This is a genomic window from Paraburkholderia ultramafica (genome assembly GCF_902859915.1).
Lineage (GTDB): Bacteria > Pseudomonadota > Gammaproteobacteria > Burkholderiales > Burkholderiaceae > Paraburkholderia > Paraburkholderia ultramafica.
Window position 1 is genome coordinate 133,084 of the sequence record NZ_CADIKK010000017.1, and the last position, 14,085, is coordinate 147,168.

At 65.0% G+C, this 14,085-nt stretch carries 12 protein-coding genes; 7 read left to right on the forward strand and 5 right to left on the reverse strand.

The features are described from left to right. Positions 1 to 107 precede the first annotated feature (107 nt). From HV744_RS19320 to HV744_RS19330, 3 genes are all read left to right on the forward strand, one after another. On the forward strand, positions 108 to 491 hold the full coding sequence (locus HV744_RS19320) for an ArsR/SmtB family transcription factor (protein ID WP_246279116.1): 384 nt from the start codon (positions 108 to 110) through the stop codon (positions 489 to 491). Continuing rightward, a complete protein-coding gene (locus HV744_RS19325) occupies positions 488 to 1,579 on the forward strand; it encodes a cation diffusion facilitator family transporter (RefSeq protein WP_175151061.1) in 1,092 nt (363 codons plus the stop codon). Before HV744_RS19320 ends, HV744_RS19325 begins: the two co-directional genes overlap by 4 nt. A 173-nt stretch (positions 1,580 to 1,752) precedes the next feature. Further along, on the forward strand, positions 1,753 to 3,477 hold the full coding sequence (locus tag HV744_RS19330) for an FAD-dependent monooxygenase (RefSeq protein ID WP_175151062.1): 1,725 nt from the start codon (positions 1,753 to 1,755) through the stop codon (positions 3,475 to 3,477). A gap of 172 nt (positions 3,478 to 3,649) precedes the next feature. Here HV744_RS19330 and HV744_RS19335 read toward each other — a convergent pair whose 3' ends face one another. From HV744_RS19335 to HV744_RS19350, 4 genes are read right to left on the reverse strand one after another with little or no spacing between them, the layout of a single operon-like run. Continuing rightward, on the reverse strand, positions 3,650 to 3,901 hold the full coding sequence (locus HV744_RS19335) for a formate dehydrogenase subunit delta (RefSeq protein ID WP_175151063.1): 252 nt from the start codon (positions 3,899 to 3,901) through the stop codon (positions 3,650 to 3,652). Positions 3,902 to 3,909: 8 nt separating this feature from the next. Further along, on the reverse strand, positions 3,910 to 6,855 hold the full coding sequence (gene fdhF, locus HV744_RS19340) for a formate dehydrogenase subunit alpha (protein ID WP_175151064.1): 2,946 nt from the start codon (positions 6,853 to 6,855) through the stop codon (positions 3,910 to 3,912). 14 nt (positions 6,856 to 6,869) lie between these two features. Beyond that, entirely contained in the window at positions 6,870 to 8,453 is a 1,584-nt protein-coding gene (locus HV744_RS19345; RefSeq protein ID WP_175151065.1) for a formate dehydrogenase beta subunit, read from the reverse strand. Next, a complete protein-coding gene (locus tag HV744_RS19350) occupies positions 8,450 to 8,935 on the reverse strand; it encodes an NAD(P)H-dependent oxidoreductase subunit E (RefSeq protein WP_175151066.1) in 486 nt (161 codons plus the stop codon). Before HV744_RS19350 ends, HV744_RS19345 begins: the two co-directional genes overlap by 4 nt. 133 nt (positions 8,936 to 9,068) lie before the next feature. Between HV744_RS19350 and HV744_RS19355 the strand changes: the two genes are divergently transcribed. Then, complete coding sequence (locus HV744_RS19355) at positions 9,069 to 10,145, forward strand: substrate-binding domain-containing protein (protein ID WP_175151067.1); 1,077 nt, start codon at positions 9,069 to 9,071, stop codon at positions 10,143 to 10,145. 132 nt (positions 10,146 to 10,277) lie between these two features. Continuing rightward, positions 10,278 to 10,544 carry a hypothetical protein gene (locus tag HV744_RS19360; RefSeq protein ID WP_175151068.1) on the forward strand — a complete coding sequence of 89 codons (267 nt, stop codon included), beginning with the start codon at positions 10,278 to 10,280 and terminating at the stop codon, positions 10,542 to 10,544. Between the two features lie 72 nt (positions 10,545 to 10,616). Here HV744_RS19360 and HV744_RS19365 read toward each other — a convergent pair whose 3' ends face one another. Further along, positions 10,617 to 10,985, reverse strand: coding sequence for a COG4315 family predicted lipoprotein (locus HV744_RS19365; protein ID WP_175151069.1), 369 nt, complete (start codon positions 10,983 to 10,985; stop codon positions 10,617 to 10,619). An 845-nt stretch (positions 10,986 to 11,830) separates the two neighbouring features. Between HV744_RS19365 and HV744_RS19370 the strand changes: the two genes are divergently transcribed. Both HV744_RS19370 and HV744_RS19375 read left to right on the forward strand, forming a co-directional pair. After that, positions 11,831 to 12,784, forward strand: a complete 954-nt coding sequence (locus HV744_RS19370; protein ID WP_175151070.1) for a lysophospholipid acyltransferase family protein — start codon at positions 11,831 to 11,833, stop codon at positions 12,782 to 12,784. Positions 12,785 to 12,891: 107 nt separating this feature from the next. After that, the gene (locus HV744_RS19375; protein ID WP_175151071.1) at positions 12,892 to 14,085 is read left to right on the forward strand and encodes a beta-barrel domain-containing protein; all 1,194 of its coding nucleotides are present in this window, start codon (positions 12,892 to 12,894) and stop codon (positions 14,083 to 14,085) included.

A 14,085-nucleotide genomic window follows, 5' to 3' on the forward strand; every position in this document is an offset into this window, starting at 1 on the left:
CACACTCGCCGGACGACGCTCCGATTTGACCGGTCCGCTTACGATCTATAACATCTGAACACCTGTTCATATGTTTTGGCGGGATGCCTGATTCGATGCCGTCTGCCATGGGTTCTTCGCCGGTTTCTTCTACTGCTGCCGCGTCCGCTTTGCCCTTGTCGCTGACGGATGGTCAGGAGAGTGCGGCGGATCCGGTCGTGCCGCTGGCCGAACTGTTTCGCCTGCTCGGCGACCCGACGCGTTTGCGCATCGTGCTGGCATGCGTCGGCGGGCGGCGCGCTGTGGGGGCGATCGCCGAAGGTCTGGGCTTGTCGCCGTCGCTGGTGAGCCATCATCTGCGGCGGCTGCGCGCGGCGCGGATCGTGCGCGCGGAGCGCCAGGGCAAGCAGGTGTTCTATCGCGCCGCGGACAGCCATATCAGCGCGATGCTCGCCGGGATGCTCGAGCATGTGGCCGAGCCGGTCGACGACTATTCTCTGGACCCGTCATGAACAAAACCGATACGCCGGACCGGGATGACGAAGGGCGTGGGGCGAAGCGGGGCGGGCTCGGCGGACGGGAGCACAGCGGCCACGACCACAGTGGTCACGACCACGGCGGTCACGACCACAGCGGCCACAACCACAGCAGCCCCAGTCTCACCGGCCACGCCCACTCTAGCCACACCCACCCCGGCCACCACCACACCCACACCCCAGTCGCAGGCCACGGCCGCGCATTCGCGATCGCCGTCACCCTGAACGTGGCCATCGTCGTCGTCCAGGCGGTCTACGGCGTGCTCGCGCACTCCACCGCGCTGCTCGCCGACGCGGGCCACAACCTCTCGGACGTCCTCGGCCTGCTTCTCGCATGGGGCGCCGCGTGGCTTGCCACTCGCCGTCCATCGGCGCGCTACACGTTCGGCTACGGCAGCTCGTCGATTCTCGCGTCGCTCATCAACGCGGGGCTGCTGCTGTTCGCGTGCGGCGTGATCGTCGCCGAAGCGCTCGGACGCCTGATGACCCCGGCGCCGGTGGCCGGTCTCGCGGTGTTCGTCGTCGCGACGATCGGCGTGGTGGTCAACGGCATTTCCGCGTGGCTCTTCATGCGCGGTCAGAAGGAAGATCTCAACATTCGCGGCGCCTTCCTGCACATGGCCGCCGATGCAGGCGTCTCGGCGGCGGTCGCGCTCAGCGGCCTCGTGATTCTCTACACCCGCTGGATGTGGCTCGACCCGGTGATGAGCCTGCTGGTGGTCGCGGTCGTGGTGGCGGGCACGTGGGGTCTGTTGCGCGATTCGGTGCGCCTCGCGCTCGACGGCGTGCCGTCGGGCGTCGATCTGCAACGCATCCGCGACTATCTGGCCGCGCAACCCGGCGTGGTCGACGTGCACGACCTGCACGTGTGGGCGCTGTCGACCACCGGCAACGCGCTCAGCGCGCATCTGGTGATGCCGGGGGGCCATCCCGGCGACGAGTCGCTCGACCGCATCGTCGTCGCATTGCGCGAGCGCTTTTCGATGCAGCATGCGACGCTGCAAGTCGACCTCGGCACGACCGAGCATCGTTGCGCGATGGATCACGCGCCGCACGCGCATTGACGCCGACGGCGACGCGCGACGGCGTTCACGCCGCTTGACCCGGCGACGCCGCGCAGTACCCCACACAGTACCCCACACACAACGCCACGCAGGCATCGCGATTGATGCAGCGCACCGCTGAACGCGGCATCGGCGGCGTACACTAGAACGCATTGTTGCTTCCGGAGTGCCGCATGGACGCTGCTGCATACGATGCGTCGCCGGTGCTGATCGTCGGGGCGGGTCCTACCGGTCTCGCCGCAGCGATGAGTCTCGCGCGTGCCCACATCCCCGTGCGCCTGATCGACAAAGCGATGCAGCCGAACCCGTATTCGCGCGCCATCGGCATCCAGGCGCGCACGCTCGAACTGCTCGAACAGCATCGGCTGATCGAACCGTTTCTCGAACTCGGTCATCGCGCGCGCATCGCCAATCTCTTTTCGAACGGCATGCGGCTCGCGCAACTCGACTTCGATCCGCTGCACACGCGCTATCCGTATCTGCTGTTTATCGAGCAGTCCATCACCGAACGTCTGCTCACCGAGCATCTCGCCACATTGGGCGTGACGATCGAGCGGGGTGTCGAACTGACGATGTTTTCGCAGGGCGCCGCGAGCATTCAGGCGACGCTGCGGCGCCCGGACGGCCACACCGAAACGATGCGCCCGTCGTACCTGATCGCCGCCGACGGCGCGCATAGCGCGATCCGTCACCGGCTGGGTCTGAGCTTCGAGGGCAAGACCTTCGAACAGACTTTCCTGCTCGCCGATCTGCACGCCGAAACCGATTGGCCCGAAGACGAGTTTCATATCTTCGCTTCGGGCGAGGGTCTGGTGGCGCTGTTTCCGATGGGCCATGGGCGGCATCGGCTGATTGCGGATCATGCGGTCGAGCCGCCCGCTGTCGCCGCGCCCGCGACTCCGGCGGTGCTGGGCGAACCGCCGCTCGACAGCGTACCGGCGCCTTCGCTCGAGCAATGCAAAGAGTTGATCGCGCGGCGCGTGCGGGAACGCGTCGACGTGTCGGACCTGGCCTGGTCCTCGTATTTCCATCTAAATAGCCGGATGGTGGACCGGCTGCGCGTCGGCCGCATCTTCCTCGCCGGCGACGCCGCGCATGTGCACAGCCCGGCGGGCGCGCAAGGCATGAACACCGGCATTCAGGAAGCGTTCAATCTCGGCTGGAAGCTCGCGCGCGTGTTGAAGGCCGCGGCGCCGGACCGCCTGCTCGATACCTATCACCTCGAACGGCATCCGATCGAGCGCGACGTGCTGCGGCAGACCGGCTTCATCACGCAGATGGCCGAGGCCGATCACGGACCGCTGAAGCTGCTGCGCGAGCGCGTGATGCCGGTGCTGGCCGCGCTCGGTCCGCTGCGCGATGCCGCGCGTTTGACCATCAGCGAGTTGTCGATCCAGTACCGGCGCAGTCCGCTCACGCTCGAACGGGTGCTCGACGGCGGCCCGCGCGCCGGCGAGCGCGCGCCCGATGCGCTGGTGCATGTCGTGGACGGTCCGCTTGGCCGCGCGCCGGGTGTCGGCTGCATTTTCGATCTGCACGATCCGGCGTTCTTCTCGCTGTTTCTGCTGGTGCCGCCGCTGCCGGTCGACGATACGCCGCTCGACCCGGCCGCAAAACATGCGCCGCCGCCGGACCCGGAACTGGAGCGGCTCGCCGCCGATATCGAGCGCTTGCTGCCGGGCGCGGTGCGGATCTGGCGCATCACCGATACGACCGGCGACGGCGCTCCGGCGTTGTCCGAATCGTACGGACGCACGCGGCCGTCGTTCTATCTGGTGCGGCCTGACGGCTACATCAGCGCGCGCGGGCGTACCGGCTCCGATCTGCACGGCCTGCTGCGGCATTGCGAAGCGTGGTTCACGGTGGGGGGCGAGATACCGGAGCAGGCGGCGCTGTGAGGTGGGCCGTCGTGTCGTTGGATGACAGGCGACGTGGCAGGGGCGAGAAGCGTGAGAGAACCGCGAACTCGCCACTGCTTGCCGCTGCTTGTCCACTGCTTGAATCGCAGCGCGCGCCGCTAGCGGAACCCTGCAGCGCGCCGCTGCTTGACCCGCGAGGCAGCGCCGCGACTTAAATTGTCGAAGGCGCCGCGGGCGTCAACTGCTCGCGATGCTTGATGAGCGCCTCCTTGACGAAGCCCGACATCGCGACGCCGTTCGCATCCGGTTCGTCGAGCGTCGCCAGCAGCGCGCGCCGCATGCGTGGTTCCCAGAAGCGGCGAATATGATCGGCGACGCCGGCGAGCGCCTCTTCGTGGTCCGGCATTGATTCGAAGAAGTCGCCGATCCGGTTCGCCATGTCGATCAGGTTCTGATTGTCCATCGCGCGCCTCACTTGCCCGACGTCGTGTTGGCCAGCTCACGCTGCTTCAGCAGATCGAGCTGCTCGCTGTTGAAGCGCGAATAGTCCTGCTGCCATTGCGACGGTTGTTCGACCGGCGTCACCTGCACCGCGGTCACCTTGTATTCCGGACAGTTGGTCGCCCAGTCCGAGCTGTCGGTGGTGATCACGTTGGCGCCCGATTCGGGAAAGTGGAACGTGGTGTAGACCACGCCCGACTGCATCCGCTCAGTCACCTTCGCGCGCAACACGGTCTGTCCCGCGCGCGATTCGATGCCGACCCAGTCGCCGGTTTTGATGCCGCGTTCTTCGGCGTCATGCGGATGCAGTTCCAGCCGGTCCTCGTCGTGCCAGCGCGAATTTTCGGTGCGGCGCGTTTGCGCGCCCACGTTGTACTGCGACAGGATGCGGCCCGTCGTGAGCAGCAGCGGGAATTTGCGCGTGACCTTTTCCGGCGACGCGATGAACCTGGTAATCACGAACTTGCCCTTGCCGCGCACGAAGGTGTCGACGTGCATGGTCGGCGTGCCGTCCGGCGCGTTCTCGTTGCAGGGCCACTGGATACTGCCGAGCTCGTCGAGTTTCTTGTACGACACGCCGTGGAAGGTCGGCGTGAGACGCGCGATCTCGTCCATGATCTGCGACGGATGCGTGTAGTCCATCTCATAGCCGAGCGCGCGCGAGAGCATCACCGTCACTTCCCAGTCGGCGTAACCCGGCACTGGCGGCATGACCTTGCGCACGCGCGAAATGCGGCGCTCCGCGTTGGTGAAGGTGCCGTCCTTTTCGAGGAACGACGAACCGGGCAGCAGCACGTGCGCGTACTTGGCGGTCTCGTTGAGGAAGATGTCCTGCACGACGATACATTCCATCGACGACAGCGCCGCCGACACATGATGCGTGTTCGGGTCCGACTGAACGATGTCTTCGCCCTGGCAGTAGAGGCCCTTGAAGCTGCCGTGCACGGCGGCGTCGAACATGTTCGGAATGCGCAGGCCGGGTTCCGGCTGCAGCGTGACGTTCCAGGCTTCTTCGAACAGCGTGCGCGTGACCGTGTCGCCGATATGGCGGTAGCCCGGCAGTTCGTGCGGGAACGAGCCCATGTCGCACGAACCCTGCACGTTGTTCTGACCGCGCAGCGGATTCACGCCCACGCCTTCGCGGCCGATGTTGCCGGTCGCCATCGCGAGGTTGGCGATGCCGATCACCGTCGTCGAGCCTTGCGCGTGTTCGGTGACGCCCAGGCCGTAGTAGATCGCGGCATTGCCGCCGGTGGCATAAATGCGGGCGGCTTCGCGCACCTGCTGGGCCGGCACGCCGGTCACCGCTTCGGTGGCTTCCGGCGCGTTCTCCGGCAGCGCGACGAAATCGCGCCACTGTTCGAACGCGCGCGTTTCGCAACGCTCGGCGATGAACGCTTCATTCATCAGGCCTTCGGTCACGATCACATGCGCCAGCGCGTTCACCACGGCCACATTGGTGCCGGGGCGCAATTGCAGATGATGCGACGCCTTCACGTGCGGCGTATCGACGATATCGATCCGCCGCGGATCGACGACGATCAGCTTCGCGCCTTCACGCACGCGGCGCTTCAGACGCGAGCCGAACACCGGATGGCCGTCGGTCGGATTCGCGCCGATCACCATGATGACGTCGGCCTTATCGACCGACGCGAAGGTCTGCGTGCCCGCCGATTCGCCGAGCGTGGTCTTCAGGCCGTAGCCGGTCGGCGAATGGCACACGCGCGCGCAGGTGTCGACGTTGTTGTTGCCGAACGCGGCGCGCACGAGCTTTTGCACCAGATAGGTTTCTTCGTTCGTGCAACGCGACGAGGTAATGCCGCCGATCGAATCGCGCCCATGCTTCTCCTGGATCCGGCGGAACTCCGACGCGGCGTAACTGAGCGCTTCTTCCCAGCTGACTTCGCGCCACGGGTCGGTGATCTTCGCGCGGATCATCGGTTTGGTGATGCGGTCCTTGTGCGTCGCGTAGCCCCATGCGAAGCGGCCCTTCACGCAGGCGTGGCCTTCGTTGGCCTGGCCGTTCTTGTGCGGCACCATCCGCACGACCTCGTTGCCCTTCATCTCCGCCTTGAACGAGCAGCCGACCCCGCAATACGCGCAAGTGGTGACGACCGAGTGCTCAGACTGGCCGAGCATGATGACGGACTTTTCCTGCAAGGTCGCGGTCGGGCACGCGGCGACGCACGCGCCGCACGACACGCACTCCGATTCCATGAACGGCTGGTTTTCGCTCGCCGCGACGCGCGATTCGAAGCCGCGTCCCGCGATGGTCAGCGCGAATGTCCCCTGGGTTTCCTCGCACGCGCGCACGCAGCGATTGCAGACGATGCACTTCGACGGGTCGTACGTGAAGTACGGGTTCGACTCGTCCTTCTGGTCCGTCAGGTGATTCGCGCCGTCGAAGCCGTAGCGCACTTCGCGCAGGCCGGTCACGCCCGCCATGTCCTGCAATTCGCAGTCGCCGTTGGCCGGGCAGGTGAGGCAGTCGAGCGGGTGGTCGGAGATGTACAGCTCCATCACGTTGCGACGCAGCGACTGCAGACGCCCGGTTTGCGTGCGGACCTTCATGCCGGCTTCGACCGGGGTCGTGCACGACGCGGGGTAGCCGCGCCGGCCTTCGATTTCGACCAGGCACAGACGGCACGAGCCGAACGGTTCGAGCGAATCGGTCGCGCAGAGCTTCGGCACGTTGACGCCGGCTTCGGCCGCGGCGCGCATCACCGAAGTGCCGGCGGGGACCGTCACCGCCTGGCCGTCGATTTCGAGCGTGACGTCGATGTCGGCGTGACGCGCGGGTGTGCCGTAGTCGGTGTCGTCGAAAATCGAACGGGTTGTGCGTTGCTGCGCCTGTGACTTGCACGCGCAATTGCCGGAGCCGCAGCCGCCGGCGGGGGAGTTGAGCATGTCGGACATGGTGGGCTCCTGGGTCAGGCCGCGGCCGCTTTGGGCGCGTGATGGGATGCGTCGGTGGACGCGTTGGCGAGACCGAAGTCTTCTGGAAAATGGTCGAGCGCGGACAGCACCGGGAACGGCGTCATGCCGCCCATCGCGCACAGCGAGCCGGACACCATCGTGTCGCACAGGTCGCGCAGCAACTGCACCTGCCGCGTCGACGTGTCGCCGTTGCGAATCCGTGCGATCACTTCGACGCCGCGCGTCGAGCCGATCCGGCACGGCGTGCACTTGCCGCACGATTCGAGCGCGCAGAAGTGCATCGCGTACTGCGCGAGTTCGGCGAGATTCGACGTGTCGTCATGGACGACCAGGCCGCCGTGACCGACCACCGCGCCGACCGCCGCATACGCCTCGTAGTCGATCGGAATGTCCCACTGGCTTTCCGGCAGATACGTGCCAAGCGGACCGCCGACCTGCACCGCGCGCGCCGGCCGGCCGCTTGCCGTGCCGCCGCCGTAGTCATAGAGCAATTCGCGCAACGTCACGCCGAACGCGAGTTCGACTAGCCCGCCTTGCTTGATGTTGCCGGCGAGCTGGAACGGCAGCGTGCCGCGTGAGCGGCCCATGCCGAAGTCCTTATAGAACGCCGCGCCGCGCGCGAAGATGATGGGCACGGTGGCGAGCGTGATCACGTTGTTGATCACGGTCGGCTGGCCGAACAGGCCGGCGAGCGCCGGCACCGGCGGCTTCGCGCGGACGATGCCGCGTTTGCCTTCGAGCGATTCGAGCAGCGCGGTTTCTTCGCCGCACACGTAGGATCCGGCGCCCTTCGCGACGAACAGATCGAAGCGATGCGCGGTCGAGCCGAGCACGCTGTCGCCGAGCCAGCCGGCGGCACGCGCGCGGGCGATGGCCGTTTCGAGCGTCGCGATCGAATGCGGGTACTCGCTGCGCACATAGATGTAGCCGACCGTCGCGCCGGTCACGACGCCCGCGATCAGCATCCCTTCGATCAGCACGTACGGATCGCTTTCCATCACGAGGCGATCGGAGAAGGTGCCGGAGTCGCCTTCGTCGGCATTGCAGACGATGTACTTCTGCGCCGCTTGCGCGCCGCGCACCGTGCGCCATTTGATGCCGGCAGGGAAGGCCGCGCCGCCGCGGCCGCGCAGACCGGATTCGATCAATGCTGCGCAGGCGGCGTCGCCGTCGGTTTGCAACGCGTGGCGCAAGCCTTCGAGGCCGCCGTGGGCGACGTAGTCGTCGATGGAAAGCGGATCGGTGATGCCGATGCGCGCGAAAGTCAGACGCTGCTGCTTCTTCAGATACGGAATCTCGTCGACCACGCCGACGCGCCGCGCATGCTCGCCGCCTGCGACGAAGCCGGCGTCGAACAGGCCGGCCACGTCGCCGGCTTCGACGTTCGCGTAGCCGATGCGGCCTGCGGCCGTCGCGACTTCGACGAGCGGTTCGAGCCACAGCAGGCCGCGCGAACCGTTGCGAACCAGTTCGATCGCGACGCCGCGGCGCGCCGCTTCGGTTTCGATGGCTTGTGCCAGCGCATCGGCGCCGAGCGCCAGCGCCGACGAATCACGGGGAACGTAGATGCGCGTCATGCCGTCACCTCCACGCACTTGCTGGCGGCGGCGAAAATCGCGTCGAATTTTTGCGGCGTGACTTTGGCGTGCAGCGTGCCGTTGAGCATCAGCGCCGGCGACAGCGCGCATTGGCCGAGGCAATACACCGACTCCAGTTCCACTGTCGCGCCGTGCTGGTGTTCAGCGTCGAAGCGGCAACCGGTGTGCGCCTCGATGTGCTGCGCGAGCGCTTCGGTGCCCATGCTGCGGCACGCTTCCGCGCGGCACAACTGCACGGTGACGGGCGCGGCGGGCTCGCTGCGGAAGTGGTGATAGTAGGTGATGACGCCGTGCACTTCCGCACGCGACAGGTTCAGCGCACGCGCGAGCGGTGCTACCGTGGCGGGCGGCACGTAGCCGAGTTCGTCCTGAATCGCGTGCAACACCGCGAGCAGCGACAGACCGGGCCGCGCGTGACGCTGCACGAGTTGATCCGGCGCGATGGCGTGGGAATCGTCCAAAGGGGGCTCCTCCGAAGTCATATATGCACTTGTTATTCATAATTGGTGCACTTATGCTTCGTATATTCGACATGGGATAGCCGAACGATAGGCGGGCAAATCGGCGTACGCAATAGGAAAGAGTTCAGCATATATGATCAGAATCAAATGCCACGCGCAACTGATGGTGAAGGGCCCGGACGGCCGTGAGGCCAGCCTGTCGGACGTGGTGCCGCTGCTCGCGCTCGTCGACGAATCCGGCAGCATTGCGCAGGCGGCAACGCTTAAGGGTTTGTCCTACCGGCACGCATGGGGTTTGCTGCGCAGCATCGAGGAGCGTCTGGGCGGTCCGCTGATCGCGAAGGAGCGTGGCCGCGGCTCGGTGCTCTCCGAACTCGGGCAAGCGGTATTGCGCGCGCAGCGTCTGTGCGGCGAGCGGCTCGACGGCAACATGCGGGCGCTCGCGAGCGAAGTGGCGAGCGATCTGAACCGCTGGCTCGCGCCGCCCGCCGACGACGTGCGGATTCACGCGTCGCACGGCTATGCGGTGGCCGCGCTGGTGACCGCGCTGGTCGCGAACGATCTGCCGGTCGACATCAAGTATCGCGACAGCGCGGACGCCGTCAGCGCGCTGGCGCGCGGGGAATGCGATCTGGCGGGCTTCCATTTGCCGCTCGGCGAGTTCCGCGCGGCCTGCGCCGATACCTACCGGCGCTGGCTCGATCCGCAGCGCCACGTGCTGCTGCATCTCACGCGACGCAAGCAGGGGCTGTTCATCGGCAAGGGGAACCCGAAACGGATCGGCGGGCTGGGCGATCTCGCGCGCGACGACATTCGCTTCGTCAACCGTCAGCCGGGCTCCGGCACGCGCATGCTGCTCGATCTCGCTCTGCGTCAACTCGGCATCGATCCTGAGCGGGTCAATGGTTATGCATCGGCCGAACTCACGCATTCGGCGATTGCGGCGTTCGTCGCGAGCGGCATGGCGGATGTGGGCTTCGGCGTGGAGCCCGCCGCGCATCACTTCGGGCTCGACTTCATTCCGATCGTCGACGAAGACTATTACTTCGCTTGCAACCGCGCGCATCTCGAACGCGCGCCGCTCGCAACGGTGATCGACTTGCTGCGCGGCAGTGCGTTTCACCACAGCGTCGAGCATCTCGAAGGCTACGATCCGACCGACTGCGGCAAGCTGGTCGACCTCGCGGTGGGCCTCGGTGAAGCGCATTGAAGCGCGCTGAAGCGGCGGCGTAAGACGCTGTAACCATCAAGCTGCGTGCGGCGCTGCGCAGCAGGGCCGTTTCGGATAACCTTTAACCTTCCGCTTCCGCCTAAACCGCGCGCTCCGCCGCGCTGAATCGATATGAAAGTTCTTCTACACGTATGTGCCGCCGCCGCGACGGCGGGTGTGCTTCTCGCCACCGCTTCGGTGGCTTTCGCGCAGAATTCACCCGGCGTGCCGGGCGGCATCCTGCAAGACCAGTTCCGTCTTGCCGAGCATCCGCAAATGCCGTTTGCCGCGTCGGCGCCTTCGGACAAGTATCAGTCCGGCAAAAAATCGACGATGCGCAAGCGCGGCGATATGGGCGATCCGAACGGCTGCAATCTGCAGTGTCCTAAAGACGAGTAAGGTTTCTCTCGGTGCGGCGCCGGCGTTCTGCCGGCGCCGCTGTTTGACGGCCGATGTTCAATCGGCTGGCGCTCAGGGCTTGGCCGCGTGCCACATGTCCTTGAAGCCGTCTCCCTTCGCATCCCCCGCCTGCTTGTCCGCTGCGTAGCGATACAGCGGATGGCCCTTGTACGCCCATTGCTGTTTGCCGTCAGCGCTGGGGATCAGCGTCCAGTCACCTGATGGTTTGTCCATCGAACTGGCCGTGGCCGCCGGCCAGTTGCTCATGCAGCCGCCGGTGCAGGCGCTGACGCCGGGGGTGGTGTCTTTGTCGAACGTGTACAGCGTCATGCCGTCCGCGGTGACGAAGCGGCCGTTGTCCAGCTTCGGCGGGTCGGCGAAGGCGGTTTGTTGCAGCGCGGCCAGTGCGAGCGGGGCGAGGAAAAGGATCGTCTTGCGCATGATGCGGGTTCCTGTGTTGACAACGTGTTGTTTGAGTATAGACAGCGGGCGGATACTCGCGGACTGCCAGTCCGCCTGCCAGCCATGAACGGATCGAGGCGGCTGAATATTCCGCGTGCCAGGGTCATCCCTGGGGCGGATTGGGACGCTTTGTCGGATGTCAAAGTCTTATTCTCTTCGCGTCGTTACGATTTTAGCGATTGACTTGTATGGTCCATCTTGAATGAATGCGATGTTTCCGTTTAATTTGCGGAAATTTCCTTTTTATTTTTATGAAAATTAATCTTCTATATAATTGGATTTTGTGTTGATCAATGGGTAGCGGATGGCTATTAAGTAAATTCCATTCATTATCTTGACCAGGACGAAGTTTTAATAAAACCGGCTATCAAACGAACTGGGTTGCATGGCGGCAAGCTGGCTGATACGCCGCCTGGCGAAGGGTCGGGGCGACGATTTAAAAGAAAAACGTCCGCTGGACTTTCCGTGTATTCGATCAAGTTTTCGCCAAAAGCGTTTTTAAATATAAGATAAGAATGTAAAAAAACGCAAATATCCACCTATTAATAATTCTTGATGTTAGGATCTGCATCGCTCGACGAGACGGGGGTATTGCTCGCGAGTTAATTCGTTTAATCACTAAAAAAGGTACGTGAAATGCAAAAGATCAATCGCAATGACCTGGCTAAATCCGCAGTTGCAGGCGGCTGCTGCAAGACGGCTAACAAGCCGCCGGTTGCTGCTGCAGCAACGCCGGCGGCTGTCGTAAGGGGCTAATAGCTCGGGTACGCCGGGGAAGTCCCCAGGGGACCGCCCCGGCTTATAGCATCAACGTGGAGTGAAACATGGGGTCGTGGGCCGCCGCGTCGGTCATGCTGGCTTCGCTGCGCAACAGGATTGCGCATGCAAAGCGCAGACTGCAAGGTGGGTTGATCGCCCGCATGCCGGCTTCGGCAATCGGACCATTTGCCGCTGTCGTATGGAAAATCCACAGTCTCGTCGACGCGCGCACGCGCTGGAACGGGATCTCGCGCTGCGAGATTGGCCGTGACGTACTGGGGTTGGCGCCGTTCAGCACCACTCACGTTTCGTCCTGCGGCTTGCGTGAGAGCCTGATCGACAAGCGGATCTACTACGGCCGTCTGTCTCGCGGCAGCGAAGCGTGGCCGGACCTGCAACACGTCGCGGCAACGCTTGCCACAAAAATCCGGCAGTTGCAGGCCGAGGTGCCGGGGCGTCCCGTGATCGTGTCGCCGTTTCACTACGTGTCGCAATACGCGAACATTTATGTGATCGACGACTTGCGGGAAATACTCGGGCTCGAATCGATTTCCGTGGTGTCCGGCGTGCCGCGCGATATGTACGGCGACGACCAGACGCTGATCCCCAGCGTGACCGTGCTCTACACCTATGGCGACGACGATCGCAATGGGCTTGGCCTGCGCGTCGCCAGAACGTTGAGGCGCAACGGCGTCGCGGTGCTGTTTGCCGACGTGCCGCCGTTCACGCTGCACCGCTACCCGATGGAAACGGTCGGCGTCTCGATCTTCGGACGCAATGCGCGCATTCACAACGGCGTGTTCCGGCTGGGTGCGCCGTTCAATGCGATGTTGCTGCCGTTCTATCTGCGCTTCAAACAAGGCCGGTTCAGCGCGGAACTGTTCGAGCCGTTGCCGCTCGCCGATCCCGACGCCCCGCAACGGCTCGCCAGGTATATCGAAACAGCGGTGCTCGACAACTATCCGGACTGGCTCGTTTCAGGACATCCGTCGATGTACGCGTTCGCGCCGGTCCGCTAGACATTTATCCGCCCGGTAACGCAGCCGCGCGGCACAACGTCCGCCCCAGACGAACAGATACAGCGGGATGAAAACAGCGCCGGCTGGCACCCGGCTGCAATGACGCTATGGAACCAATCAATCTCCCCCAGTTCAGGGACGTCTCATGGCGCTGGATCGCGTACGCGACCTCCACGCTCGTGAGCGTCGCGATCGTGTTCGCGTTCGTTCAAGACGTCGAATTGAAGCAGGACGTGCGCGCGGAAATCGTGTCGCCGTCCGAGATCAAGATTCAGGGGCTGAGCGGCCTCGTGTCGGACATTTATGTGAGCCGCTCGACGCGCGTGGCGCAGGGCGCCCCGCTATTTCGCCTCGCTCGCGATCTCTCGCTCGCGAGCAACGGGCTGCAACGCCAGGCGTTCGACGAACATGACCGCGATGAACAGATTCGCACGAGCGACGCGCAATACCTGCAGCGCAAGGCCGACCTGGCCGCGCAACTGAACGCCGCGCGGCTCACCGCGCAAAGCCGGCGCGCGGAAATCTCCGCGCTCGACGAGCAGCTGGCCCAGAACCGCGCGCTCTCGGACGAAGCCGGCCGCAAGCTGGCGCGGCTGGAGTCGGTCGCCGACTACGTCACCGCCGACCGGATCGAGCAGGCGAGCGCCGATACCCATCAGGCCAAAGTCGCGCTCGCGCAAAGCGCGGCGCGTCGTCAGCAGCTCAGCGCGGATCTCGGCGCGGCGATCGGCACGCAAACGGGCCTTGGCGCCCAGCTCAACGAACTGGACGCGCGTCACGCACGTGAGCTGCAGGAGATTCGCATGCGCTTCGAACAGACCCGCCAGGACGCGACGATCTCCGCGCCGAAAGCGGGCGTCGTGACCTATTCCGGGCTGGTGCCGGGGCGCACGCTCGTGCCCGACGACGTCGCGCTCGTCATCTCGACCGGCGAGAAGGGCGCGTTGCGCGCCGCGCTGCGCATTCCGTCGCGCCGGCGCGGTTTCGTTCGCGAAGGGCAGATCGTGCGGCTCAAGTTCGACGCGTTTCCGTACGCGAAATTCGGCAGCTACCCGGCCCGGATCGATTCGATTTCCCGCACTACCGTGCGCTCGGCAATGTCGCCGGCGGGCGCGTCCGAGCCGCGCAGTCCCGACGGCGATTACATGGCGTGGGCCACGCTGAGTGGCGACACGTTCAACTTCGAGCGGCAGCGCTTCGACATTCTGCCGGGCATGGTCGCGACGGCGAGCATCGTGATCGAGCACCGCACCATCGCCGAATGGGTGCTCGCACCGCTGTTCCGTGTGCTGCGAGGTTGA